The sequence below is a fragment of the Streptomyces sp. NPDC087428 genome (assembly GCF_044744085.1).
GTDB lineage: Bacteria > Actinomycetota > Actinomycetes > Streptomycetales > Streptomycetaceae > Streptomyces.
Genome location: NZ_JBIUXR010000003.1, coordinates 521,497 through 544,725 on the forward strand (window position 1 = coordinate 521,497; position 23,229 = coordinate 544,725).

General features: G+C 69.2%; 23 protein-coding genes. 2 read left to right on the forward strand and 21 right to left on the reverse strand.

Annotation, left to right across the window (positions count from 1 at the left end; genetic code table 11):
* Nucleotides 1-21: 21 nt before the first annotated feature.
* The 15 genes from ACIO3R_RS09680 to ACIO3R_RS09750 all read right to left on the reverse strand — a co-directional run bounded on the left by ACIO3R_RS09680 (nt 22) and on the right by ACIO3R_RS09750 (nt 12,622).
* Nucleotides 22-237: a DUF6243 family protein gene (locus ACIO3R_RS09680; RefSeq protein WP_363030711.1), complete on the reverse strand. Its 216-nt coding sequence runs from the start codon at nt 235-237 to the stop codon at nt 22-24.
* Nucleotides 238-588: 351 nt separating this feature from the next.
* On the reverse strand, nt 589-1,239 hold the full coding sequence (locus tag ACIO3R_RS09685; protein ID WP_402104837.1) for an OmpA family protein: 651 nt from the start codon (nt 1,237-1,239) through the stop codon (nt 589-591).
* Between the two features lie 8 nt (nt 1,240-1,247).
* Nucleotides 1,248-1,847 carry a hypothetical protein gene (locus ACIO3R_RS09690; protein ID WP_363030709.1) on the reverse strand — a complete coding sequence of 200 codons (600 nt, stop codon included), beginning with the start codon at nt 1,845-1,847 and terminating at the stop codon, nt 1,248-1,250.
* Between the two features lie 31 nt (nt 1,848-1,878).
* On the reverse strand, nt 1,879-2,571 hold the full coding sequence (locus tag ACIO3R_RS09695; RefSeq protein WP_402104839.1) for a pilus assembly protein TadG-related protein: 693 nt from the start codon (nt 2,569-2,571) through the stop codon (nt 1,879-1,881).
* A complete protein-coding gene (locus ACIO3R_RS09700) occupies nt 2,568-2,801 on the reverse strand; it encodes a hypothetical protein (protein ID WP_363030707.1) in 234 nt (77 codons plus the stop codon). Before ACIO3R_RS09700 ends, ACIO3R_RS09695 begins: the two co-directional genes overlap by 4 nt.
* 252 nt (nt 2,802-3,053) lie before the next feature.
* The gene (locus ACIO3R_RS09705; protein WP_402104842.1) at nt 3,054-4,139 is read right to left on the reverse strand and encodes a response regulator; all 1,086 of its coding nucleotides are present in this window, start codon (nt 4,137-4,139) and stop codon (nt 3,054-3,056) included.
* A gap of 47 nt (nt 4,140-4,186) precedes the next feature.
* On the reverse strand, nt 4,187-5,503 hold the full coding sequence (locus tag ACIO3R_RS09710) for a sensor histidine kinase (RefSeq protein WP_402104844.1): 1,317 nt from the start codon (nt 5,501-5,503) through the stop codon (nt 4,187-4,189).
* A gap of 51 nt (nt 5,504-5,554) precedes the next feature.
* Nucleotides 5,555-6,439 carry a DUF5936 domain-containing protein gene (locus ACIO3R_RS09715; RefSeq protein WP_385036140.1) on the reverse strand — a complete coding sequence of 295 codons (885 nt, stop codon included), beginning with the start codon at nt 6,437-6,439 and terminating at the stop codon, nt 5,555-5,557.
* Nucleotides 6,440-6,453: 14 nt separating this feature from the next.
* The gene (locus ACIO3R_RS09720) at nt 6,454-7,392 is read right to left on the reverse strand and encodes a type II secretion system F family protein (protein ID WP_385036139.1); all 939 of its coding nucleotides are present in this window, start codon (nt 7,390-7,392) and stop codon (nt 6,454-6,456) included.
* Between the two features lie 10 nt (nt 7,393-7,402).
* Nucleotides 7,403-8,740, reverse strand: a complete 1,338-nt coding sequence (locus ACIO3R_RS09725; RefSeq protein ID WP_363030702.1) for a CpaF family protein — start codon at nt 8,738-8,740, stop codon at nt 7,403-7,405.
* Nucleotides 8,741-8,792: 52 nt separating this feature from the next.
* On the reverse strand, nt 8,793-9,173 hold the full coding sequence (locus ACIO3R_RS09730) for a TadE/TadG family type IV pilus assembly protein (protein WP_402104847.1): 381 nt from the start codon (nt 9,171-9,173) through the stop codon (nt 8,793-8,795).
* 3 nt (nt 9,174-9,176) lie between these two features.
* Nucleotides 9,177-9,584 carry a TadE family protein gene (locus ACIO3R_RS09735; protein ID WP_385036137.1) on the reverse strand — a complete coding sequence of 136 codons (408 nt, stop codon included), beginning with the start codon at nt 9,582-9,584 and terminating at the stop codon, nt 9,177-9,179.
* A gap of 16 nt (nt 9,585-9,600) precedes the next feature.
* Nucleotides 9,601-10,872: a CpaE family protein gene (locus tag ACIO3R_RS09740; protein WP_385036136.1), complete on the reverse strand. Its 1,272-nt coding sequence runs from the start codon at nt 10,870-10,872 to the stop codon at nt 9,601-9,603.
* 7 nt (nt 10,873-10,879) lie between these two features.
* Nucleotides 10,880-11,587, reverse strand: a complete 708-nt coding sequence (gene cpaB / locus ACIO3R_RS09745) for a Flp pilus assembly protein CpaB (RefSeq protein ID WP_363030698.1) — start codon at nt 11,585-11,587, stop codon at nt 10,880-10,882.
* A gap of 168 nt (nt 11,588-11,755) precedes the next feature.
* Entirely contained in the window at nt 11,756-12,622 is an 867-nt protein-coding gene (locus ACIO3R_RS09750) for a hypothetical protein (protein WP_363030697.1), read from the reverse strand.
* A 658-nt stretch (nt 12,623-13,280) separates the two neighbouring features.
* On the opposite strand from ACIO3R_RS09750, the gene ACIO3R_RS09755 reads away from it, so the two are divergent.
* Nucleotides 13,281-15,017 carry a chitinase gene (locus tag ACIO3R_RS09755; protein ID WP_385353740.1) on the forward strand — a complete coding sequence of 579 codons (1,737 nt, stop codon included), beginning with the start codon at nt 13,281-13,283 and terminating at the stop codon, nt 15,015-15,017.
* A gap of 129 nt (nt 15,018-15,146) precedes the next feature.
* On the opposite strand, the gene ACIO3R_RS09760 is transcribed toward ACIO3R_RS09755, so the two are convergent.
* The 6 genes from ACIO3R_RS09760 to ACIO3R_RS09785 form a co-directional block, all read right to left on the reverse strand.
* Complete coding sequence (locus tag ACIO3R_RS09760) at nt 15,147-15,761, reverse strand: hypothetical protein (protein ID WP_402104854.1); 615 nt, start codon at nt 15,759-15,761, stop codon at nt 15,147-15,149.
* A 19-nt stretch (nt 15,762-15,780) separates the two neighbouring features.
* Nucleotides 15,781-17,544 carry a polymorphic toxin-type HINT domain-containing protein gene (locus ACIO3R_RS09765; RefSeq protein WP_402104857.1) on the reverse strand — a complete coding sequence of 588 codons (1,764 nt, stop codon included), beginning with the start codon at nt 17,542-17,544 and terminating at the stop codon, nt 15,781-15,783.
* 166 nt (nt 17,545-17,710) lie between these two features.
* Nucleotides 17,711-19,186: a GntP family permease gene (locus tag ACIO3R_RS09770; RefSeq protein ID WP_385036132.1), complete on the reverse strand. Its 1,476-nt coding sequence runs from the start codon at nt 19,184-19,186 to the stop codon at nt 17,711-17,713.
* Between the two features lie 133 nt (nt 19,187-19,319).
* The gene (locus tag ACIO3R_RS09775) at nt 19,320-19,730 is read right to left on the reverse strand and encodes a RidA family protein (RefSeq protein ID WP_363030692.1); all 411 of its coding nucleotides are present in this window, start codon (nt 19,728-19,730) and stop codon (nt 19,320-19,322) included.
* A gap of 6 nt (nt 19,731-19,736) precedes the next feature.
* A complete protein-coding gene (locus ACIO3R_RS09780) occupies nt 19,737-20,495 on the reverse strand; it encodes an IclR family transcriptional regulator (RefSeq protein ID WP_363030691.1) in 759 nt (252 codons plus the stop codon).
* Nucleotides 20,492-21,565 (reverse strand): sugar kinase, encoded by a 1,074-nt coding sequence (locus ACIO3R_RS09785; protein WP_402104862.1) that lies wholly within the window; start codon nt 21,563-21,565, stop codon nt 20,492-20,494. Before ACIO3R_RS09785 ends, ACIO3R_RS09780 begins: the two co-directional genes overlap by 4 nt.
* A 167-nt stretch (nt 21,566-21,732) precedes the next feature.
* Here ACIO3R_RS09785 and ACIO3R_RS09790 point away from each other — a divergent pair, with 167 nt between their 5' ends.
* Nucleotides 21,733-23,031 carry an amino acid deaminase gene (locus tag ACIO3R_RS09790; protein WP_385353733.1) on the forward strand — a complete coding sequence of 433 codons (1,299 nt, stop codon included), beginning with the start codon at nt 21,733-21,735 and terminating at the stop codon, nt 23,029-23,031.
* The last annotated feature ends 198 nt before the right edge of the window (nt 23,032-23,229 follow it).

The window sequence follows — 23,229 nt, forward strand, 5'->3', positions numbered from 1 at the left end:
CCGCCCTGCGGCGGCGGTGCCTCAGCTCTGTGCGGTGTCGTCGCCCGACTGCCCGGCGTCCTCGGCCGCGGCCGCCTTCTCGCGCATCTTGCGCACCAGCTCCGCCTTCTGGTCGGCCGCGCCCTGGCGGTCGAGGTTGCGGTGCGGGCCGTTGTTCTGCCGTTCGGCGCGGGACTGCCTCTTGCGCTGGCCGCCACCCATGCCGATGGGGTTGTTGATGTTCTTGCTCACGGTCACGGGTTCTCCCGGTAATGATGTGAAGTGATCTACGGATTCATCGGTGGGGGACGGGCGGCGACGTCGAAGGACGTCAGCAGGGGCCCATCACGCTCTCACTCGTAAATCGGCGCCTGGAAGAACATGACAAAGACGTTACCCGGTTCCGTCGGCCCCGCACACCAACCCTTTCGCCGCCCCGGCGCCGACCGGGCCTCCGGCGAGCGCCCGGGGCAGTCCGGACGGGCGCTGCCGGGCCGGCGCGGGCGTTGCCAGTGGCCTTGAGCACACTGACGGCGCGGGAGATCCACTTGCTGTGACGCACGCGGGCCTGGCACCGGCACCGGTGCCAGGCCCCTCAGGCAGGTCGGGTCAGGAGGAGCTGCCGCGCGGGAAGGAGACCTCCACGCGGCGGTTCTTCTTCCGGCCCTCTTCCGTGGTGTTGCTGGCGATCGGGTACTGCTCGCCGTAACCGCGGATCTCGAACGTGATGGACGAGCCCACCTGCTTCTCCAGCACGCTGTGCACGGCCTCGGCCCGCTGCTTGGAAAGCACGTCACCGTGCGCCGCGGAGCCGAGGTTGTCGGTGAAGCCGAAGACGCGCACCTTCGAGGCGTTCTGCTTCTTGATCTCCGCGGCGATGGCTGCGATACGGGAGTTCGCGGCGGCGCTCAGCTTGGCGCTGTCCTTGCCGAAGAGCACCTCGGACTGGAGCGCGAACTTGATGTCCGCGTTCGTGTCCTCGCGTCGCTCTTCGCCGCCCTCGTCCTCGACGACCTGAATGATGTCGAGGACCTTGCCGGGCGCGAGAGTGCCGCCGTCCGGCATCTTGAGATCCGGGTCGTTGCTGTCCAGCTTGACGGGCGGCTCGGACGAGGCCTCCGTGCCCGGAGGAACGCTCGGACCGTCGTCCGCCAGGGCCGTCGTCGCACCGAAGACCGTGGTGCCGGCGAGCAGGACTGCGACAGCGATGGCCCGGCCTGCGAGATGGCCTGGCCTGTGCCGCGTGTGAATGCTGTTCATGTCCGCCATCACCCGGAGATCTTGAGTGAGGCGGTGGCGAAGGTGGGCAGCGTGAAGTCGACTTCAGTGCTGGTCTCCGGCGGCGCGGGGAACTGCATGAAGACAGAGACAGACTTTCCGGGTTGAATTGCCGACAGACCCGTGGTGCAGAGGCACCGTCCATCCGTGTCCCGGAGAATGTAGTAGCGCTTCTTGCCGACCTTGTCGACGAGGGTCGCACCGGCTACGGAGTTGGGGTTCTTCGCCAGGACGGTGCTCTCCGTGCCGGCCCACTGGCCGCCGCTGCGAACGCCGTCTCCCCCGTTCTTGATCACGCCGCTGACGGTCACGAATCCACCGCTGTCGCGCTTGACCTCATTGACGACGAGTGTCAGCCCATCACGCCCGTTGACCTGGGCGAGCTTGGCATTCTGGTCCACCTGATCCCCGGCAGCGGTGTCTTCCTTTGCCCCCTTGTCCCCGTCCGAGGGCTTGGCGGACGACGATCCCGGATCCTTTGCGGTTCCGCCGTCGTCACCACCGCACCCGGTGACGACCAGGGCCAGAACAGCTGCCATAGAGGCAGCCGCCACTACCCTTCGGGATTTCGTGGTGCGCCGAATGCTCATGGGTTCAGATTCCTTTACTCGTCGTTCGCTGTCAGTCGTCGATCAGGTGCACGGCAAAGATGGTCTTGGCCAGGGACTCCCACAGCTCCGGATGGGCAGGGTCGATATCAAGACCGCCCCCGGCACAATCCAGAGTGGGGATCGGCAGTTCCGGCTTGTCGCCCTCGTCACCCTTGTCGCCCTCGTCGCCCGTGTCGTCGGAGCCGGGGTCAGCACTCGGCGCGTCCTTGAGCTTCGGCGAACACCGGAACTCGATCACGGCAGTGGCCGTGGCCTTGGCGTGCTTGGTCTTCGTGCTGGGGATCACCGAGGAACCGACCGTGTAACGGGTCTTGACGCTGACCGTGACCTTGTCCTGGAGGAACCCCTCGTGCCAACGGCAACGAGGCCGACGGAAGGGATCATCGGTGTAGAGATCCGAACGATTGGCTTCTGCCAGTTGCTGCGCGTCCGAACATCCGGCGCTGAAGTACCGATAATTCTCCAGGAACTCGGCGAGACCGTCCGGTGTCCGCAGAGCGGCGAGGAAGGGCACTCCGAGGTCCTTCCGGGCTTCCTGGGCGGCAGCGAGCGCGGCGGCGTCCGCGGCACCCTGGGCGCCGTTGCGCGTGGCGGAGGCCTGACCGACAGCAAAGAAAGCGAACGCGAGGAAGAGCAGGCCCGCCACCATCACAATGTAGATGGGGAAGGCCTGCCCTCGGTCGCTTTGGCGACGATCGATCACGAGCCAGCGGTGATGGAGTCCACCAGGCCGGTGATACGGGTCGTGATCGCCGAACCGATGCCCGACGCCACCATGCCACCGATGATCGCCACGACCACCAGGATGATGCCGAGGTACTCGAAGGCCGTCTGGCCGCGGTCCGCGGTCTCGTAGCGCTTCTGGATCTTCGAGATGGCGGTGTTGGCCCAGCCGTTGACGCGGACGGCGGACTTCAGGGTGATGTTCGACATGGTGTTCCCCTCCAGGTTCGGCCGACCGACTGCCGGCCGACTCGCACGTTTCTTCGTTCTCGCTCCCGTTACCGGCTTCCTCCTGGCCGGTGCCGTTTGCGATAGGAGAAACATAGGGCGGAACACCATCCCCACCAGAGGGCCCCAGGGCCCATTCCCGGGCCCAATCGAGCAGTTGGGCCCTGGGCGTCCCGGGCTGGGCCCCCTGGGCCGAACCCGCCACGTCCCGTGCACTCCCCCGGTCAGCCATGACTACCTGTCCCCCTGTGCGCCAGGACCCGCAGCCGGCGCCGTGCCGAGCCAGCGGGCGATGGCCTCGCTGCGGCTGCCGCTGTGCAGTTTGGTGAAGATGCGGTTGATGTGGTTCTTGACCGTCTTCTCGCTGATGAAGCACGTGGCGGCGATCTGACGGTTGCTCATGCCGGACGCGATCAGCTCCATGACCTCCACCTCCCGTGAACTCAGCCCGTACTGCTGCCTGTCAGGAGGCGTGCCGACTCCTCCGGATACCGAAGACTGTGCCATACCTGGTTGCAGATGCGAAAGACCCTGGGATTGTCCTACTGATCGCGCCCCAGGCGGGGCCACTTCAGGAAAAGGCAAATGTGCATACGCATCGTATTGTTGCAACGGCCCAGGGCCGTGACCGTCAAATCCGGGCTGTTGGTAGGGAACGCCGGAGGTCAGTGCCGCGCCCAGGCCCTCCGGGAGCGGCCCTCCCCGGGATCCGGGCCCCTGCCGCATGTGGGCCAGGAGCGCGTTCGCGGCCGTGGCGGTGAAGTGGGCCCGGCCGCTCTTCGTGTCCCGTACGGCCTGCACGAGCTGGTCCGCCGTGAACTCTCCGTGGACCAGATAGCCGCCCGCGCCCAGCCGGAGCGCCTCGTGGACGATCTCGTTCTCACGGCTGTAGGTCAGCATCATCACCGGCGCGACCCGGACCAGGTGGGGCAGGGCGGAGATGCCGTCCACACCCGGCATCCGGACGTCGAGCAGCACGACGTCCGGGCGGTGCCGCACGGCCATGTCGTAGGCCTCTCGGCCGTCCGCGGCCTCGGCGACGACCTCGATGTCGTCGCGGCCGGAGAGCAGGACGCTCAGGCCCGCCCGGACCACGGGGTTGTCGTCGGCGACGACGACCCGCAGCGGGCCGGGGGCGGGCAGGTCGGGAGCGGAGGGGAAGGCGGGCATGGCTCCGGATGCCGCGGTCTGCTGGGGAGCGGGGAACCCTGGTGAGCTGGATTCGGAAGTGATGGGCGTGGCGTGCGGGGACGTGTGCTGGGAGGCGTGGTGCGTTGCGGCCCAGTTCTGGCCCGATGCGCGCGAGACGTCGTCCGGCATTCTGCGACCTCCTCTCAAGATCTGTGGGGGGGGCGGTGTGGAGCGGGTCAGTTGAGCTGCTGTGCGGGTGGTGCTTGGGACAGGGCCGCCAACGGCAGCTCCAGGCGCACTTCGGTGCCCGTGGCCGCCTTGCCCTTGCCGATCCGGATGCGTGCGCCGATGGACGCGGCGCGTTCGACCATGCCGACGAGTCCGAAGTGCCCGGCCCGCTTGAGGTCGTCGAGCGTGGTGCCCGCGGGGAGGCCCTGCCCGTCGTCGTACACGCTGATCCGCAGGACGTCGCCCTTCACTCCCGCGAGGACGACGAGGTACGTGGGGTGGGCGTGGCGGCCGGCGTTCTCCATCGCCTCGGACGCGATGGTGAGCAGTTGCCGGGCCACCACCTGCGGGACGGGCGGGACCGGGGTCTCGTTGAGCAGCCGGAATCCGGCGGTGAGGCCGTGACGGCGGGTGAAGTCGTCGGCGCGTGCGCGGAGTTCCTCCGCCACGTCCACACCGCCGTCGAGTCCCGACTCGCGTCGCAGGTCCGAGAGCAGCTCGCGTGACTCCGCCGCCGCGCGTCGGGCGGACCGGGCGACGAGTTCGGCCTGGTGCTTGACGGTCAGCGGGTCCATCCGGTCGGAGGAGGAGGCCAGGCCGTCGGCGGCCAGTGCCAGACCGTGGAGGGTCTTGGCCACGGAGTCGTGCATCTCCCTGGCCAGCCGGGTGCGCTCGCCCTCCACGGCCTCGTTCACGGCCAGCCGTGCCCGGGTCTCGGTGAGCGCCTGGCTCGCTGTTCCGAAGCGGAGCAGCAGGTTGCGCAGGGTCACGCCGACCGCGCCGGCGATCACGCAGAACCCGGGCAGGAGGAGCGCCGTGGCGGTGCTTGCCTCCAGCTTCGAGTCGGTGCCGTACACCCCGAAGATGATCAGCGTCTGTATCACCGCGAAGACCGCCGCACCCCGCCACCCGTAGACGAGGCCGGCGAGCAGCGGCGTGCAGACCGTGACGTACGCCAGGGTCGACTCCGGCGTCGCCGTGATCAGCAGCAGCGCGCCGAACAACGCGTCGACGCCGAGCAGCCAGCGGTGGCGCAGGAAGACCGGGCCGAAGCGCTCCCAGTCCCGGAACAGGACGTAGGAGCCCATGAAGGTGACGAGGATGGCCGCGCCGATCAGCCAGGTCGCGAGGCCCGGTGCCGTGCGGGCGATGGCGAACGGTGTCGCCATCGCCGTCATCGCGAGGCGGAAGCCGAAGACCTGGCGGCACATGGCCTGGAGCGCGTTGAGCTGGATCGCGAAGGCCGGCTGGGCCCCCGGACCGGCGAGCGCCTGGCGTACCTCGCTCGTCAGTCCCGGTTGTGAGTCGCTGAGTTGGAATGCCATGCGCCTGTCACCTCCCCCTGCTCGTGATGCTCATCATCCCCGTCATGCGTGTCATCCGCCGAGGAACGAGAAGTCGACGTCGGCCCCGTACACGAATCCGACCGTGAGCAGCACCAGGGTGCCCGGGAGCAGGAAGGAGGTGACGGCGAAGGTCGCCTTCGGGACGGCCTTGGCCGCCTTCCTGCGGGCGTTCTGGGCATCGGTGCGGCGCATGTCGTTGGCGATCTGGATCAGCGTCTCGACGATCGGCGCACCCAGTTCCTCGCCCTGCTGGAGCGTGGTCACGAACATCGCGACCTGCTCCGAGTCGTTGCGCTTGCGCAGCTGCTCGAAGGCATCACGCCGGCTGACGCCCATGTCCATCTGGCGCAGGGTGATGCGGAGTTCGTCGGCCCAGGGGCCCTCGTACTTCTCCGCGACGCGTTCCAGTGCCTGGCGGAAGCCGAGGCCCGCGGACACGACGACCGCGAGGACGTCGAGGAAGTCGGGGAGCGTGCGCTCGATGTGCTCCTTGCGGACCCGGATGGCCGACCAGATGCCGACCTCGACCCAGAAGGCGCCGAAGGCGAGCAGCAGGATGGCGAAGAAGAGCTGGCCGCGCATGAGCATCGACAGGGCGCCGAACCCGCCGAGCGCTCCGTAGACGGCACGGCGGGCGGCGTACCGGTCGATGGTGAGTCCGCCGGGGTTGCCGGCCATGTCGATCTGGCGGCGCTTCTTGTTGACGGACTTGGGGCCCATCATCCTGAGCACCGCGGGCGCCCAGCGCATGCCCATCCGGTCGATGCCGGAGCCGACCGCGCCGGTGCGGGTGGAGCCGACCTCCAGGGCGATGGCGAGATCGCCGGGGAGCTTGGCGTCGGCCCGGTACATCCGGATGCCGGCGATCACTCCGTAAACAGCGAGACCTACAACGAGTGCGAGCAACAGGTCCATGTCCGCTCCTCCCCTCAGACGTCGATACGGGACAGGCGGCGGATCACGATGAACCCGATCGCGTACAGGATGAGCGAGACGATGACCGCGGCCTGGCCGACCAGGGCGCCGGTCATGCGGTCCAGTGCGCCCGGCATGACGGCGTTCATCAGGAGCATCGCGCCGAAGCCGAAGCCGGGAACGGCGTAGGCCGTGACGGTCACCTGCGAGAGCTGGGTCTTGACCTCGCGCCGGGTCTCCTTGCGCTCCTCCAGCGTCTCGGTGAGGTTGCGCAGGGAGCTGACGACCGTACCGCCGGCCCGGTTGGACAGGACGAGGGTCGTGACGAGGACGACGAGTTCGCGGGACGGCAGCCGCTCGGTCAGTTCGCTCAGGGCGTCGTCGAGCGACTCGCCGACGCCGAGGCGGCGGGCGACCCGGGCGAGTTCCTCACCGGCCGGGGCCTCCAGCTCGTCCGCGGCCATCGCCAGCGCGGTGCGCAGGGCCAGTCCGGCCTGGGTGGCGTTGGCGAGGATGCGGGAGAGCTCGGGGAGCTGGTTGATGAAGCGGTCGGTGCGCTTGGTCCGCTGCCAGTTCAGGAAGGCGTTGGTGCCCCAGAGCCCGATGAGGGCGGCCACGGGGCCGAAGAAGGAGGCCAGGATCGACGAGGCCGTCAGCCAGAGTCCCGCCATGGCGACCAGCGCGTAGACGAAGAACTCGCCCGGGGTGATCTCCAGCCCGGTGGCCGCGAGCTTGAGCTCGATCCTGCGCCCCAGGCCGGTCTTGCGGAGCCTGCGGTCGATGCCCCGGAAGCGGCGGTGGCGTCCTGCGGTCTCTATCTGGCCGGTGTGCGAGAGGCGGTCGACGAGGGCGTCGCGGTCGGCTTTGCCACCGGAGTACGCGTGCAGGCCCATGACGCCGAGCACGCAGCAGATGAGCGTGACGCCGATCGTGAGAAGGGGGAGATTGGTCATGGCGCGGTACCTACTTGGCCTCTCGGGTGGCGAGCTGTTCGTCGGACGAGGCGACGCCGAACGCCTGGGGAATGGGCTGGCTGGCCATGTAGAGCCGTTCGGCGATCTTGCGCGGGAGCGGAAGGTACTGGAACTGGCCGTAGATCCGTCCGTCGGCGGCCATCGGCTGGGGGATGAAGCGGGCCACGCTGACGATGCGGTAGTTGTCCCGGCCGTGCGAGTCGAGGATCGCGATCTCGGTGATCTTTCGGCCACCGTCGGCGAACCGGGTGAGCTGGACGATCACGTCGACCGCGCTGTTGATCTGGTCGTGCAGCGCCTCGAAGGGGATCTTGATCTCGGACATCGAGGCGAGGGTCTGCAGACGCATGAGCGCGTCCTCGGCGTTGTTCGCGTGAACGGTCGCGAGGGAGCCGTCGTGACCGGTCGACATCGCCTGGAGCATGTCGAGCGACTCACCGCCACGGACCTCACCGACGACGATGCGGTCGGGGCGCATACGCAGGGAGTTGCGGACCAGGTCGCGGATGCTGATCTGGCCCTTGCCCTCGACGTTCGCCGGGCGGGACTCCAGCCGGATGACGTGGTTCTGCTGGAGCTGGAGCTCCGCGGAGTCCTCGATGGTGACGATGCGCTCGTTGTTCGGGATCAGTCCGGACAGTGCGTTGAGCAGGGTCGTCTTGCCCGTGCCGGTGGCGCCGGAGACGATGATGTTGAGCTTGGCCTGGACGAGGCCGGAGAGCAGGATCAGCATCTGCTCGTCGAGCGAGCCGAAGTCGATCATCTCCTGGAGGGTGAAGGCCCTCGGGAACCGTCGGATGGTGAGCGTCGCGCCGGTCAGTGAGAGCGGCGGGATGATCACGTTGACACGCTCGCCGCTGGGGAGGCGGGCGTCCACCATCGGGTTCGCCTCGTCCACCCGCCGGTTGACGGTCGACACGATGCGCTCGATGGTCTGCATCAGCTGTTCGTGCGAGCCGAAGCGCATCGGGAGCTGTTCGACCTTGCCGCTGCGCTCGACGAAGATCTGGTCCGGTCCGTTCACCATGATCTCGGTGATGGACGCGTCTTCGAGCAGTGGTTCCAGGATGCCGAGGCCGAGGGCCTCGTCGACGACCCGGCGGATCAGCTGCGAGCGTTCGAGGGTGGAGAGGACCGGCCCTTCGCGGCTGATGATGTGGCCGAGTACGCGCTCCAGGCGGGCCCGCCGGTCGGCGGCGGCCAGCGAGGACATCTCCGCGAGGTCGATCTCCTCAAGCAGCTTGGCCCGGTAGGAGGCGACCATGTGGCCGTCCTCCCGCCCCCCACCGTGCTCCTCGGGGGCGGTGATGCGTGCCCGCAGGCTCATTTTGCTGACTCCTAGGTCCGGCGTGCCGGTGGTGCGGTGTGGGGGGACGCGGTCACTTGTGGGGCATGGTGGAGCTGCGCTCGGCGTAACCGAAGGCGTCCTGCATCCACGGGATGATCGAGGGGACCTTGACCCTGGCGGTGTAGGTCACCGTGCCCTCGCCGGAGTGGTGCTGGAAGGTGGTGTGGTTCTCCTTGGTGAGCCAGTCGCTCATGGCGGACCTGCCCGCCTGCTCCGGCCCCAGCTCCCGCTGGTCCTGAGTGGCTGTACGCGCCGCCGCGCGGGCACCGGTGCCCGCCTGGTTGGTGGCGTACGCGGCGATGCCCAGCTGGATGGCGCAGAGGCCGACCAGCAGCATCAGGGGGATGAACCCCATGTACTCGATGGCGACCTGGCCGCGGTCGCGAGCGGACCTTCGCTTCGTGCCGGTCATGGCTCAGCCCTCCTTCGCCGAGGCGGCGTTGCCGGTGATTGTCGGGCCGAAGTCGAGGATGCCGGGCAGCAGGACGGGCACGTCGAGGTGGACCTTGGCCCGGTACAGGCCGCGCTCCCCCCCGATGCAGTCGACGTTGTCGGTCTGCCAGGCGTCGGGCAGGTCCTCGTTCGCCGCCCGCTTGCAGGCAGCCTCCGAGTTCCACCACTGCGCGCCGTTCCCCGCCCGCGCCGCCACGTCCGCCGCGTTGCCGGCCAGGCTGAACGTGTAGCCGATCAGGGCGCACTGCCAGAGCGCGACGAGCAGCAGGATGATCAGTGGTGTGACCCCGACGAACTCGATCGCGGTCTGTCCGCGGTCGCGGTCACGCCTCCCGCCTATGCCTGTTTCCGCCATCTCCATGGTTGCCATGGATCAGCCTGCCCCCTCAGTCGGTCTTGCCACGGCCCGTGGAGTCGCCGCGCCTGCGCGGGCGGCCGATCGAGCCTCGGTCGTTTCGTTCCTTGGCACCGTGCTCGGCCCGGTCCGGTGTCTTCACCAGACCGAGCTCGCCCGCCAGCGCCCAGAGTGCCTGCTTCACGATGCTCTTCGAGTCGAGTTCGTGCATACGGCCCGCGTCGACGGCGCTCTGAAGTTCCTTGAAGTTGGCGGGGATTGCCGTGCTCGCGATCTTGGTGCCGGTGATCTTCTGGATCAGCGGCGGCTGGATCTCGGTGTTGCGGTTGTACCGGTTGACGAGGGTCGTCGTCTCCTCCGCCTTGCGGATCTGGAGCCGGTCCCACATCCGTACGATGCGCTTCGCGCCGCGCACCGCGACCACGTCCGGGGTCGTGACCAGCAGCGCGGTGTCGGCCATCTCGATGGCCGCGGCGTTGGCGCCGTTCATCTGGCCGCCGCAGTCGATGACCACGATCTCGTACCGCGAGCGCAGCGCGCTGACGATCTGCCGGGCCGCCCGGTCGCTGACCTCTTCGCCGCGCTCGCCCTCGCCCGGTGCGAGGAGCAGCGCGATTCCGGTGCTGTGGCTGAACACCGCGTCGGACAGGACGCGCGGCGAGATGTCACTGATCGCCGCGAGGTCGACGATGGACCGGCGGAACTGCACGTCCAGGTACGAGGCGATGTCCCCGGACTGGAGGTCCATGTCGACCAGCGCGACGGTCCGGCCGGAGGCCTGGGCGGCGAGGGCCAGCTGCACGGCGGCCACCGTCGCGCCGACCCCGCCCTTGGCGCCGCTGACCGTCACGACGGTGCCGCCGGGCCCGGTGAAGACGTCGCCGCCGGAGCCGAGGTGCCGGCGTACGCCGACGGACCACTGGGCGGCCGACTGGACCCGGTTGACGAGTTCCTCGTAGCTCAGCGGCAGCGTGACCAGGCCACGGGCGCCGGAGTCCATCGCCGCGGAGAACAGGCCGGGACTCGCGTCCGCGGTGATGAGCACGACCCCGACGGCGGGGAAGCGCAGGGATACCTCCCGGATCAGTTCCAGGGCCGGCACCGGACCGATCCGCTCGTGGACCAGCACGACCTCGGGCAGCTCGTCGAGCGACTCGCCCGCGAGGCGCGCGAGGGTGTCGATGAGCTGCGTCGAGTCGCCGACCGGAGCGGCCGGCTCCGCGTCGGGGAGCTGGCTGAGCAGAGTGGTGACGGATCTGGCCGCGTCGGCGTCACCGACGGCCGGGAGGATCCTCGTGGTCATCCAATCCTCACTTGTCCTTGTCGAGCGTGTAGGTGCGGTCGCCCGGACGGATGGAGCTGTCACTGCCACTGGCGATGAGGGCGAGGCGTACGTGCATCGCGAACGACTCCGCGTACGCGATGCGCTGGGTGTCGAGCGTGTTCAGTGCGAAGGTGATCGGCACCGCTTCGGTGGCCTGGCTGCCCTTGCCGTCGCTGCTCGGGTCCAGGGCGGTCAGCTTGCCGACCTCCAGCACCTTCGCGTTGGACACGATGACCTTGGACTGCGCACGGCCGTTCTGGCCCTCGCCCGCGAAGGTCGCGTAGACGTTGACCGTGGCACCAGGGGTGATCTTGCCCGCGACACCGGTGGCGGCGTCGATCATGATCGCGATCTCCTGCTCACCGGGCTGAAGGGCGGGGCGCGACTCCATCATGTCGGACTGGAGCAGCGAGCCCTCCTTGAGCGTGGTGAGGGCGATCTTGCCGTTGACCTCGGAGAGGTCGGTCACCGCGTTGGTCGAGAGCCACCGCTTCGGCATCGAGACCTTCTCGAACTTGTCCGGAGTCAAGTTGGTGAAGGGTGCGACGTTGCTCTTCAGCTTGTAGGCCGAAACCTCGGGGCCGACCTTCGAGTTGACGTCGCTGATCACCGAGAGCACTCCGGCGAAGGCGCCGAAGGCGCACAGGACCGAGAGGAGCAGGAGTATCACGCCGCGGCGCTGGCGGGAGTTCATGGGCCGGACAACCTCGTTCGGGTCGGATGCGTGGGGCAGCGGACAGAAGAATGCGCGGGGGGTGTGGGAGCTGTTCGGGCTGTTGTCTGGAGAGCGGGCTGAGCCGGGGGTGCGGTACGGACGGTGTCCGGACCGCGGGAGCGTCCGCGGAGGAGGAATCCGCGGTTGCTACGACCGTGGCGGTGCGGGTGCTCCATGGTTCAGGACACCGGACGACGGCATTCGGTTCTCGGTGGCGGGAAGCGGTGAGGAACAGAACCCGCAGCGATCGCCGATCAGCTCCATTCCGCACCAGTGACAGGTCTCTCGCCTTACCGAGGAAACGAGTTGGTACAGGACGGAGATGTCCGGAAGATAAGCGGCGAATTCGATCAATTTTCCGGTTCCCCACCATCGGGAGGAATCAGCGGGAAGCGTCGCGTCCTGAATCGCCTGCACCTTCCACGCGGGCGCCAGGGTCTGGTGTACCCACTCGGACTGCAACTGCCCCTTCGCGACCACCAAATGGGTGCCGAACTCCGGTCCCGCCAGGGGTTCCGCCGTCGGGCCGATCTTGATGAGCTGGGGATTCGGTCCCGCGAGTACGGCGAACTGGGATCCGGGCACCCACGACTTGGCGTGCGTCTTCAGGCTGACGGGCACACGGTCGAGCTTGGTCACCGAGCTCATCAGGGCGCCCGCATGGATGTAATGGGACAGAAGCCGCGCGGAGGAGGCAACCACTCCGGGACTGAAGTCGCAGATGGACAGCTGCCGCAACTGCCGTACCAGCACCGCGACACCCAGTGGCGGCAGGTCCACCTTGAGCAGCGCGATGCGGTCGCTCTCCAGGACGGACCGAACGGCGTGAAGTCGCCGTTCGTGCGCGAGCGAGATGCCCGTCGGATACACGGCGATCACGTACCCGTGCTGCTCCAGCATCACGTGCATGTCGCCGATCGCCAGGTCCATCGCCTGAACATCGGGCGCCTGCAGCAGGGCCGCTGTCGGCGTCTGCTGATCGGTCGGCGGTAGGACCAGATCAGTACTGGTCACTGCTATTGCGGTCGGCACGCTGTTCCCCGTTCGGCTCCGGCCGGCGTCGCCGTGACGTCGGCCGCAATCGCTCCTGCTCCGTGCTTCTGCCTCAGCTTCTGCTCCAGCACTTTAACCGCGTCCTACACGGCAGAGAACACCCAGCCGAACCCGGTACGGCAACACCCCTGCATCAGCCACCCGACACCCTCGTACGAAATCGGACCAAACCGATAGTTGTTAACTTCTGCACCACTGCGGAGGGTTACTGTCAGGCATTCCCATTTCCCGTGCGTTGAAATTCATTTGCCCATGTCAATGCGGATTTTGACATGTTCGCGCCATATCGGGATGGCCGAAAGTCGTTACCGTCCGGCCATGTTGCCCACGTCACCCGCGCGTGGGTGACCGGGCCGGGACGCCGGTTGCCGTCCGCGCACGGGCGGCATGTGCGCGCACCGTGCAGACCCTGTGCAGATAGCGCACGGACGGTGCGCCGACTGTTCTCGTGCCGCGCTCCGGGGCGTTTACCGCACACCCGTCACTGTCAGAGGTCTTGACAACTTGATTGGTCTGGACCAGTTTATCGGCCAGCGGTGGCCACCGTTCCTCGATTCCACACCCCCGACATCCCCGTGTCGCTCCCCCGCCCTCACCAACTCCCCCACGGAGGCAGCAAGTGGAACGTTCCCCCGTCACCAGCCGCAGACGGCGCCGCACCCGCCAGGGACTGGGCGCCGCCGTGGCGGTCGTCGCCGCGGGCGCCCTCAGCGTCACCGGACTCGTCAGCAGCGCGCAGGCCGCCGACATCAACGTGGCCAAGAACGCGGGCTTCGAGTCCGGCCTCGCCAACTGGACCTGTTCCGGCGGCTCCGGCGTCACCGTCTCCTCCCCCGTGCGCAGCGGCACCTCGGCGCTCAAGGCCACCCCGGCCGGCCAGGACAACGCCCAGTGCACGCAGACCGTCGCCGTGAAGCCCAACTCGACCTACGCGCTGAGCTCCTGGGTCCAGGGCGGCTACGCCTACCTGGGTGTCAGCGGCACCGGAACCACCGACGTGTCCACCTGGACACCCGGCTCCACCAGCTGGTCGCAGCTCTCGACCAGCTTCAGGACCGGGGCGAGCACCACCTCGGTCACCGTGTACACGCACGGCTGGTACGGCCAGGCGGCCTACTTCGTCGACGACCTGTCGGTCAGCGGCCCCGACGGGGGCGGTGGCACCGACCCCGGCCCGTCGATCCCCGGTGCCCCGGCCGGTCTCGCGGTCGGCGCGACCACCTCGTCCTCCGTCTCCCTGTCCTGGGGCGCGGTGTCCGGCGCGACCGGCTACACCGTCTACAAGGACGGCGCAAAGGCGACCACCGCCACCGGCAACTCGGCGACCGTCACCGGGCTCGCGGCCAACACCGCGTACCAGTTCACGGTGACCGCCACCAACGCGGCCGGTGAGTCCGTCAAGTCCGCTGCCGTCAGCGGCCGTACGGCCGTCGGGGGCGGCGGAACCGACCCGGGTGTCCCCTCCACCTCGGTGCCCAAGCACGCGGTCACCGGCTACTGGCAGAACTTCAACAACGGCGCGACCGTGCAGAAGCTCAGCGACGTGCCCGCGAACTACGACATCATCGCGGTCTCCTTCGCCGACGCCACGACCACGCCCGGCGCGGTCACCTTCAACCTGGACTCGGCGGGCCTGAACGGCTACACCGTCGACCAGTTCAAGGCCGACATCAAGGCGAAGCAGGCGGCCGGGAAGAACGTCATCATCTCGGTCGGCGGCGAGAAGGGCTCGGTCTCGGTCAACAGCGACGCGTCCGCGACCAACTTCGCCAACTCCGTCTACTCGCTCATCCAGGAGTACGGCTTCAACGGTGTCGACATCGACCTGGAGAACGGCGTCAACTCCACCTACATGACGAAGGCACTGCGCTCGCTGTCGCAGAAGGCGGGCTCCGGTCTCGTCATCACGATGGCACCGCAGACCATCGACATGCAGTCCACCGCCGGTGAGTACTTCAAGACGGCGCTCGGCATCAAGGACATCCTGACCGTCGTCAACATGCAGTACTACAACAGCGGTTCGATGCTCGGCTGCGACGGCAAGGTCTACTCGCAGGGTTCGGTGGACTTCCTCACCGCACTGGCCTGCATCCAGCTGGAGGGCGGCCTCGACCCGTCGCAGGTCGGCCTCGGCGTCCCCGCCTCCACCAGTGGCGCGGGCAGCGGCTACGTGTCCCCCTCGGTCGTGAACGCGGCCCTGGACTGCCTGGCCAAGGGCACCGGCTGCGGAACCTTCAAGCCGTCGAAGACGTACCCCGGTGTGCGCGGCGCGATGACCTGGTCGACCAACTGGGACGCCAAGTCGGGCAACGCCTGGTCGAACGCGGTCGGCCCGCACGTGCACGGCCTGCCGTAACCGTCCGCGGTCCGGCAGCCGAGGACCTGCATCCCTGACCAGCAGCGCCGCCGCTCCCCCGGCGGCGCTGCTGCATGTCCGGCAGGATTCACCGGGGCGGGCCACTCACCCGCCCGGCGAATTCAGCGGTCACTCGACCAGGTAGCCGATCGTCTCCAGCATGAACGCGCCATGCCCCAGGGATTCGGAAATCCGACGGAACTCCCCGTACCTGCTTTCCGGCACCGGCGTCCCGTACGCCGCATACGCATGCAGCAGGAAACGGAAGGCGAGTTCGTCGTCCACTTTCTCGGCAACGTGGATCACGGCGTTCCGCACGACGTCGACCGGAACGGGTTCCAGCGGAAGCTCGTCCACCTGGTCCAGCGCGTGCGCGAGCCGGGTGACCGCGTGCACCTCGTTCCTGTCCACGCCCGGTGCGACGCCGGCCGCGACGGCCCCGCCGACGGGGCGCAGTTCGCGCTCGATCCCGGTCAGCCAGGCCCGCCCGTGCGCCGTGCCCGGCCCCACGGGGTAGTACGTGGCGGCCGTACGCCAGAGCGCGTGGATCTCCGCGTCGGCGAGCGGCGAGTCGAGCAGCAGCCGCACGTCCCGTCCCAGCAACCGGATCTCTTCGCGACCGTCCTCGTCCACCGCGACGAGCGCGGCCCATCCGCGTACGAGGGCCGCGGGGTCAGGACCTTCGTGCCGCCAGTCCATGTGGAACCGGTTCCCCAGGGCGGTGATTCCGAAGTCGTATTCCATTCCGCTTCCTGCGAGCCGCCTAGACCGGGAATGCCGTAAAGACATAATAGCCACCGGGAACCTTTCGGCCGAACGCGTCCTTGTTCAGCTTCTGAATGGTGATCGTGACCTTGTTTCCGGTGATCCCGGTGGTGCCGTCCTTCTTCAGGAACGTACCGAGCGAAGTTCCCGTGTCTCCGAACGTCCTCACCGGCAGGGTGAGATTCTCCCCGTTGCGCATCTTGGCGAGCTTCCCCTGGATGAACGCCTGGATCTTCGGGTCGCTCATGATCTGGTTGACGGCCAGCTGCGCCGTCTGCTTGTCGACCCACTCAGTGCTGATGCCCTTCTTGTTGGCATGCTTCCGCTTGTCGTCAGGGCTGAGATCGACGTGCTCGTCCAGCGCGTGTGCCTGATTCGGGAATCTGCGCTCGGCTTCGTCCAGGTCGATGACACCGCAGGTGACGTTGTGGACGAGCGCGTTCTCGCGGCCCGCTCCCACGTAGTACGCATGGATCTCGTCGACCGTGAGGTCGTAGGTGGTCTGCCGTTGCGTGTAGTGGCGAACCGCCGTGACCGGCATGGCGTGCCCTGTCGGGGTCCGGAGCGCGGCGCCGGCCGTGATGTCGCCCGCGTCCACCCAGCGCCCCTGGTTCATGAGCCAGAAGGGGTGGGTGTCCGTCGCGGTCAACCGCTCGGTCCGGACGCCCGTTTTGACGCTCAGAACGGTGAAGTGCTTGTCGTCCGTGGTCCGGAACGTCCGGGTGACGGGGCGTACGACGGTGCGGCCCGTGACCGGGTCGGTGGCGACGACGCGGTCACCGAGGCGTACGTCCTCGATGGGCCGCCGCTTGCCGTCACCGAACAGCACCGGCGTACCGCCCAGGAAACTGTGGGGTACCTGGCACGCGTCCGGCTCTTCGTCGTCATCCGGCTTGTCAGGCTTGTCCGGCTGCTCGGGCTTCTTCGGTTCCTGGGGTTTCGGCTTGGCCGCCTTCTCCGCGTCGAGCTTCGTCTTCGCGGTGGCGAGTCTGGACTCCGCGGCCTTGACCTTGCCGCGGGCGTCCAGGAGCTTGCCGATCGTCTTCTTCAGGTCCCAGGCGAGGTTCACCACCTTCTTGGCCCGGCCCGCGCCCTTCTTCCAGTCCTGCGGCTTCCAGTACTTCTTCGCGAACTTGCCCGCCGCGCCACCGATGAGGTTCATCAGCACATCGATCACGGCATCTGCGCAGGTGCCGAGGTCCTGCTTCATGACGCACTCGAAGGGGTTCTTCAGACCCAGTTCGTCAGCGAGGATCTTGGCGAGTTCGCCGGCGATCTCTTTCGCCTTGTCCTCGCTGGTGCGCTGATCGGTCCTGGCGGCTTCCAGCTCCTGCTGCGCCACCTCGAAGTCCAGCTCGGCCTGGGACTTGACGGGCGGAGGGGGCGGCTCCGCCGAGGCCGGCGTGTCGGCCGCGGGTACCTCGCCTCCCGCCGGATCCTCACCTCGGGGAGGCCCGTCGGCCTCTGAGCCCGGAGCGGCGTCACCGGTGTCGCAGTGACCGCCCCCGATGCACGAGACCTGTGCCGCGATCTTCTCGGTGAGGGTCTGTCCGATCCCGGTCGCGACCATCGCGCCGACGATGGCCGCGACGATCAGCACCAGCCCCAGATACTCCAGCGCGGACTGACCCGACTGGCTGTCGCGACGGCTGCGGCCACGAAGGCCCAGCAGACGCGCATTCCCGTGCCTACGACGTGTGAGGCCGTCCGGCGGACCCGCGTGTTCCCGGCTGGCCGCCTGACGGCCTCGTCTTAAGGGCATGGAGGCGAGGCTAGCGTGGCCGGGCCGACTTGGCTTGGGCCCGAAGTCCCAATCCAGGACCCATAGTTGGAGTTCCCACCCGAACCGGGAGAATGGGCCGGAACGCCGGTCGGCGCCCTGCCGGCGAGGCCCGCTCCTTCACCCGCGGGACAGCCCGGTACAGGCCCTAGATCACCAGGCTGAGCAGCGCCGCCACCACGAAGCCCGCCACCGACAGGACCGTCTCCAGCACCGTCCAGGACTTCAGGGTGTCGCGCTCCGAGATGCCGAAGTACTTCGACACCATCCAGAAGCCGCCGTCGTTGACGTGCGAGGCGATGATCGAACCGGCCGAGATCGCCATGATGATCAGCGCCAGGTGCGGCTGCGACATGCCCTGGCCCTCGACCAGCGGGACGACGATGCCCGCGGTGGTGACGATGGCGACCGTCGCGGAGCCCTGGGCGATGCGCAGCACCGCGGAGATCAGCCAGGCCAGCAGGATGACCGGCAGGCCGACGTCGTTGAACGTGTCCGCGAGCGCGTCCGCGATCCCGCTGCTCTTGAGCACGGCGCCGAAGATCCCGCCCGCGCCGACGACCAGCAGGATGTTGCCGACCGGCTTGAGGGAGGACGTCGACACCGACTCCAGGGACTTGCGGGACCAGCCGCGCCGGATGCCGAGCAGGTAGTACGCGAGCAGCAGCGCGATCGTCAGGGCGACGAACGGGTTGCCGAAGAACTCGACGACCGAGCGGAGCGTCGAGGGGTCCAGCGCGATGGACGAGAACGTCGCGGCGAGGATCAGCACCAGCGGGGTGCCGATGATCGTGAGTACGGTGCCGAGCCCGACCGGGGCCTCGTGCGGGGTGACCCCGGCGGCGCGCTGCTCGGCGACGACGGCGGCCTTCGCCTCCTCCGCGGCCTCGACCATGTCCTGCGGGACCTCGACGAAGATCCGCTTCCCGATCCAGGCGGCGTAACCCCAGGCGGCCAGTACGGACGGGATGCCGACGACGGCGCCCATCAGGATGACCCAGCCTAGGGAGACGTGGAAGAGGCCGGCGGCGGCGACCGGGCCGGGGTGCGGCGGCAGGAACGCGTGGGTCATGGACAGACCCGCCAGCAGCGGCATCGAGTACAGCAGGATCGACTTGCCGGAGCGCTTGGCCGCGGCGTACACGATCGGCGCGAGGACGAAGATGCCGACGTCGAAGAAGACCGGGATACCGAAGATCAGACCGGTCAGGCCCATGGCGAGCGGGGCGCGCTTCTCACCGAAGAGGTTCAGCAGCCGGGCGCTCAGCACCTCCGCGCCGCCGGAGACCTCCAGGATCGCGCCGAGCATCGTGCCGAGGCCGATGATGATCGCGACGTGGCCGAGGATGCCGCCCATGCCGGATTCGATGACGGAGACGGCGGCGGACTTCTGCACCGTGCCGAAGAGTTCGGTGACGGAGAGTCCGGCGCCCAGGCCGACGGCTATGGAGACGGCGAGCAGCGCGACGAACGGCTGGAGCCTGACCTTGATGATCAGGAAGAGGAGGAGGGCGATTCCGAGTACGGCGACGGTCAGGAGACCGGCCGTGCCGTCTATCAGGAGGAGGAGTCCACCGGTGTGGGGTGGTGTCTCGACGGGTGGGGGGCTCGCGGCGAGCAGCATGGGTAACTCCGTTGTCGTCCATGGGGCTTCGGGCATGGGGGGAGCGCGGCACGGCGCCCCGGTGGGGCGGGGCGCCGAGCTGTGCGTGGTGCGGTGGTGCGGTGGTGCGGGTGCGGCAAGGTGGTGATCGGGCTCAGCCGAGGACCGCGAGTGCGTCGATCTCGATGAGCAGGCCCTTGGGCAGTCCGACGTAGACCGTCGTACGGGCGGCGGGGGCGGCCTTGAGGTTCTGCTCGCCGAAGTACGTGTTGTAGATCTCGTTCATCTCGGCGAAGTGGTCGACGTCGGTGAGGTAGACGCGCATCATCATCACGTCGTCCCAGCTCGCGCCGCCCTCCTCCAGGATCGCCTTGACGTTGGCGAAGGTCTGGAGGGTCTGCTCGCGCAGGGTGGGGCCGGCCGGGGTCGGTGCCTGGCCCTCCACCGCGGGCAGGAAGCCGACCTGGCCGGCGACCTGGAGGATGTTCCCCTTCTTCACTCCGTGCGAGAACTTCGCGGGCGGGGTGGTGTGGGTGCTCGGGGTGAGTGCGGTCTTGTCGGTCATCGCTGATCAGGCTTTCTTGGGTCGGGTGGTGCCGGAGTACTCCCGGCTGATGGTGTCGGCGGTGCGCCGGACCAGCGGGAGCAGGGTGAGGAGTTCCTCCGCCGTGACGACCACGTTCGGTGCGGAGACCGACATGGCGGCGACGACGCGCCCGTCGGCGCCGCGGATGGGGGCGCCGACGCAGTTGATGGACTCCTCGTGGCCGCCGAGGTCGGTGGCCCAGCCCTGTTCGCGTACGGCGGCGAGTTCCTTGAGGAACGCACCGGCGCCGGGGGTCGAACGGGACGTGTACATGGGGTAGTCGAGCTTCTCGGCGACGGCGCGCCGTTCCGGCTCCGTCAGGTCGGCGAGCAGCAGCTTGGCCACGGCGGCGACGGTGATCGCGACGGGTTTGCCGATCCGGGAGTACATCCGTACCGGGTAGCGGCTCTCGACCTTGTCGATGTAGAGGACCTCGTTCTCCTCGTACACCGCGAGATGGACGGTGTGTCCGCAGTTCTCGTTGAGTTCGGCGAGGTGCGGGTGGGCGATCTCCCGGACGTCGAGGTTCTCGACGGCCTCCTGGGCGAGCGCGAAGAGCCGTGCGCCGAGGCGGTAGCGCTGGTCCTGCTGGCGGTAGACGAGTCCGTGCTCGTGGAGCGTACGCAGGAGCCGCAGCGCGGTGGACTTGTGGACGCCGAGCCGCTCGGCCACCTGTCCGAGGTCGGCGGGTCCCTGCGCGAGCAGCGGCAGGATGCTCAGCGCCCGGTCGACGGTCTGACTCATGTACTGCGTACCTCCGTGTCGTCCCCCGTCCAGCCGGGGCCGAGACGCAGTCTCCCCCAGGCGGCGTCGTCGAGGGCCACGAGGCGGTCGGCCCGGTCGCGGGCGGGCGGGTCGGTGAGGTCGCCGGGGACGGTGAGGACGGCGGCGGCCATCAGGTGGCCGTGCCGGGCGCGGTCGCGGACGGGCAGTCCGCGCAGGGTGGCGGAGAGGAACCCGGCCGCGAAGGCGTCGCCGGCGCCGACGGGCGCGACGACGTCGACGCGGAGCGCGGGCACGTCGGTGACGGTGTCGTTCCGGGAGTCGGCGCCGCCGGCGCCGGGGCGGGAGAAGACCGTTGCTCCCTGCGCGCCCCGCTTCACGACGAGCACGGCCGGTTCCGGCAGGGCCTGGCGGATCGCCTCGGCCCCGGCCGTGATCCCCCACGCCTCCTCCGCCTCGTCCTCCCCGGCGAAGACGAGGTCCGCGCCGCGGGCCAGGTCCAGCAGGACGCCGGGGGAGGCGTCGCCGCCCCGCCACAGTCCCGGCCGGTGGTTAACGTCGAAGGAGACGAGCGGGCGGCCGGGCCGCGGGGCCGTCAGCTCGCGCAGCAGCGCCAGGCAGTCGGCGGAGAGCGCGGCCGTGATGCCGGACAGGTGCAGGACCCGGCCGGCGGACAGGGCTTCGTGGGGGACGTTGGCGGGCGACATCGCGGAGGCTGCGGAGCCGGCCCGGTAGTACGCCACCTCGTGGACGTCGGCCGCGCGGTCGGTCGCCGTGCGGAAGTAGATGCCGGTGGGGCGGGCGGGGTCGCGCCGCACGGCGGAGGTGTCGACGCCGTAGGCGGAGATCGCGTCGACGAGGTGGTCACCGAAGCCGTCCGCCCCGACCCGGCTCACCCAGGCCGTCCGGTGCCCGGCCCTGGCGAGCGCGCAGGCGACGTTGGACTCGGCGCCCCCGATCCCCCGGCCGAAGGACGGTACGTCGGCGAGGCGTCCCGGCTGCGAGGGCAGGAACGTCACCATGGACTCGCCGAGGCACACGACATCACGGGTCGTGGCGTCGGCGGCGGTCCTGGCCGGGGTTCCGGACACGCGGGGCTCCTCTTGGTCTGCGGGCGGCGCCGGTTCTCACCATTGACCGGGCATCGGCTCGGATGTTAGACAGCCCTGAGCGATATGCGCAATGGGTGTTGCATATGTTGCAACGCAATACAGTGCAGACGACTGAACGACGACCTACTTCGATCGAGGAGGCACCCATGGCTGCCGACCGTCCCGTGGCCGGACTGGCCGGACTCGCCGACGAGCGGGTCGACCACCGGTTCAAGGCACTCCCGCCCGACGCGGAGGGGCTGACCGTCGGCGCGCTGGCCGCCGAGCGGCGCAACCTCTTCACCGGCGGGTTCACCACCCCGGTGCTCGCCCTGTCCGCCGAGTCCGTCGAGCACAACCTCGACCTGCTGGAGACGTACGCCGAGCGCCACGGCCTCGCGTTCGCCCCGCACGGCAAGACGTCGATGTCCCCGCAGCTGTTCGCCCGCCAGCTGGAGCGCGGCGCGTGGGGCATCACCGCGGCGGTCCCCCACCAGGCGCGGGTCTACCGGGCGTACGGGATCCAGCGGATCTTCCTCGCCAACGAGCTCGTCGACGCCGCCGCGCTCCGGTGGCTCGCGGGTGAGCTGGACGCCGACCCCGGCTTCCGGTTCATCTGCTACGTCGACTCGGTGCGCGGCGTCGAGCTGATGGACGAGGCCCTGCGCGCGGCCCACGCCTCCCGCCCGGTCGACGTCGTCGTGGAGCTCGGCGCGGGCGAGGGCGCCCGCACGGGTGCCCGCACCGAGGCCGACTGCACCGCGGTCGCCGACGCGGTGGCCGCGGCCGGGAGCCTGCGCCTGGTGGGCGTGGCCGGTTACGAGGGCGAGGTGCCGGAGGCGTCCGGCGAGCGGGTGCGGGAGTGGCTGCGCCGGCTCGTCGCGCTGGCCGTGGCCCTCGACGCGCAGGGGCGGTTCGCCGCTCTGGAGGCCGGTGAGCCGGTCGTGATCAGCGCGGGCGGCAGCGCGTGGTTCGACGCGGTGGCGGACGTGTTCGCCGACATCCCGGAACTGTCGCACCCCGTGACCAAGTTGCTCCGCTCGGGGGCGTACGTCTCGCACGACGACGGCCACTACCGCCAGGTGACGCCCTTCAACCGGGTCCCGGAGGAGGGCGCGCTGCAGCCCGCCTTCCGGCTGTGGGCGCAGGTCGTCTCACGCCCGGCCCCCGGGCAGGCGTTCCTCAACGCGGGCAAGCGGGACGCCGCCCACGACCTCGATCTGCCGGCGGCACAGGTCGTGCGGTCGGGGCGGGACGGCTCCGTGCGGCCGGCCACGGGAGTCGAGGTCACCAAGCTGTCCGACCAGCACGCATGGGTGGAGACCGAGGACGGGGCCGCCCTGGAGGTCGGGGACTGGGTCGGGATGGGCCTCTCCCACCCGTGCACCAGCTTCGACAAGTGGCAGCTGATCCCGCTGGTGCAGGCGGACGGCACGGTCACGGACTACATCCGCACCTTCTTCTGATCCCGCACCCCAGCCCCTCCGGCGATTGAGGAGCGGGCGTGGGGGGGGGGGGGCCCCCCCCCCCCCCCCCCCCCCCCCCCCCCCCCCCCCCCCGCCCCCCCCCCCGCCGACCTGACCAAGCAGCTCGAGCGCATCCAGCGCCGTGCCGTGGAGCTGCGCGAGGAGGCCGACCGCCTGGTCGCCCGTGCCGCACGCGAG